The 236-nt window shown below is 35.2% G+C and carries 1 protein-coding gene; it reads left to right on the plus strand.

Annotated features, from left to right (window positions below; translation table 11 throughout):
- Positions 1–236 (plus strand): POT-type proton-dependent oligopeptide transporter (locus ACY2RS_RS15905; RefSeq protein ID WP_490099628.1); only part of this gene is annotated, 236 nt, incomplete at both ends.

A 236-nucleotide genomic window follows, 5' to 3' on the forward strand; every position in this document is an offset into this window, starting at 1 on the left:
CGGTTTGTTTAAGCCGAATATTTCTTCAATGGTAGGTCAGTTATATTTAACTCAAGGAAAAGAAAAAGATGCTGGGTACACTATTTTCTATATGGGGACTAATGCAGGTGCCTTTTTAGGTATTTTACTCTGTGGATATATAGGTGCATCTGTTGGTTGGCATTATGGATTTGGAATTGCAGGAATTTTTCTGTCCTTTGGAATGTTCCAATTTTATTTTGCTCAGGAAATATTTG

It is taken from the genome of Patiriisocius sp. 208BN25-11 (genome assembly GCF_058147145.1).